This is a genomic window from Streptomyces sp. P5F9 (assembly GCF_057961495.1).
The window spans coordinates 1-1,715 of sequence record NZ_JBXVPZ010000867.1; the positions used below are offsets into that span (position 1 = coordinate 1).

General features: G+C 67.1%; 1 protein-coding gene. It reads right to left on the minus strand.

Annotation, left to right across the window (positions count from 1 at the left end; translation table 11 throughout):
- Nucleotides 1–138: 138 nt before the first annotated feature.
- Nucleotides 139–1,479: a DUF3500 domain-containing protein gene (locus tag AC31A1_RS50995; protein WP_489659844.1), complete on the minus strand. Its 1,341-nt coding sequence runs from the start codon at nucleotides 1,477–1,479 to the stop codon at nucleotides 139–141.
- Between the last annotated feature and the right edge of the window lie 236 nt (nucleotides 1,480–1,715).

A 1,715-nucleotide genomic window follows, 5' to 3' on the forward strand; every position in this document is an offset into this window, starting at 1 on the left:
TCCCCACACCCACCCCTGATCTTGCTCTTTCGGCCAAGGGGTTTCATATCAGCCAGATCAGGGTGATGAGGAATCGAAAGCGGCTTCTTAGCCCATAAGGGCCAAATGGACATATGTCACTGGCCGTTGACACCGACCTCAGTGGTCGTTCTCCAGGTGCAGCTTCAGCAGGTCCACGCCGTAGTCGCCGCCGTTGGGGGTGCGGATGATGGTGTGGATGTGCTGCTGGGTGGGGGTGCCGTTGGGTCCGCCCATTCCGCCCTTGGTTCCGTACGCCAGCGGGGACTGGGCGTCGTACTCGATGAGGACGACCGGGCTGTGCACGCGGTAGTAGAAGGCGGAGGAGTCCTTGGTCTCGCCCATCCAGGAGAAGTAGGTCGAGTCGAGGTGGTCCTCGACCTCCGACATCTTCACCTCGGCATGGCCGTCGTTCATGTTGCCGACGTAGACGCGCACCAGGTCGAGAAGGTGCCGGCGCTGGGCGCTGGTGAAGTCCTTGGCGACCAGGCCCTGGTAGGCGAGCTCGGCGTTGTCCTGCCCGGCCCCGCCTTTCATGTCGTCGCCGGACTTCTTGCCGCTGGAGATCGCCTTGGCGCGCTGGGCGGCGGTGAGCGAACGCAGGAGGGTGAGACCGGCCTTGGTCTCGGTCTTGAAGAGGGTGATCTTCTCGCCCTTGTAGGTGGCGGAGGTCGGCTCGGACCCCATGAAGGTCGGGGTCATGACGACCTGGTCGCCGAGCACGAAGTAGTTGATGGCCACGTGGTGGCCCTCGTACTGGAAGCCCCACGGCTTGGTGGTGGACGGCGTCCCCATGAAGGTGAAGAAGTACGCGCCCTCCGTGAGCGTCTCCCGGTTGCCGCCGCTGTAGTCGCCGAGGAAGGCGTTGAGCTTCATGATGTCGCGGGTCTGGGTGAGCCCGTCGGCGGACAGGGCGGCGCCGAGCAGCGCGTAACCGAGGTCGCGCTTCGCGGCGGTGATGTCGCCCATGCGGACGCCCTTGCGCTGGTACCCGTCAACGTTGCTCCAGGCCAGCCACTCGTCGTTGTCGACGTCGAACGTGCAGGACTTGCGTTCCTTGGAGCCGAGCCCGTCGAGGAAGGCCTGCGCGGCCTTGACGATCCCGTCCGTGGAGACGTCGGTGGAGTGGATCGAGTAGAGCCCGTCGGTGATCTCGCCGTCGGTCGAAACGCCTTTGAAATCGGCGTACTTGACCTCGCTCTGCCCGGGACCCATCCCGCTGCCCCCTCCCCCGGGCCCGCCGGAAGGCATCACGCCGGTGGGCATGCCACCGCCGGGGCCGCCCGAGGGGGCGCCGCTTGGGGCGCCGGAGGACGAGGACGCGGTGGCGGTGTCGGAGGCGTCCGACGAACAGCCGGTCATGGTCGCGACGGCGGCGACTCCGCCGGCGAGCAGCGCCTTGTTCATGAACCAGCGGCGGCTGCGGTCGGCTTCGGGGGTGCGGGGGCGGTGTCCGTGCATACGGGCCAACCTCCCGCACCAACCTGAGCCGAACCTGAAGCTCCGTCCAACCCCCTGTCCAGCCCCCTGACCAGCGCCAACCACCTCGGTTCGTCGATTTCCACCCGTACGGTCCTACTCGGCGGCATCGTCACCCTCTGATCGGGCACGCGGCGTACGGGGGAGAGCTCGCCGCAGCGGGGAAGTTCGTCGGCCTGCTCGCCCAACTCCCGGGAAGCCGGGGGGGGGCGTTGAAG

Excerpts from the sequence above, each read along its gene's own strand:
- AC31A1_RS50995 (WP_489659844.1), bottom strand. The coding sequence starts at position 1,479 with ATGCACGGACACCGCCCCCGCACCCCCGAAGCCGACCGCAGCCGCCGC.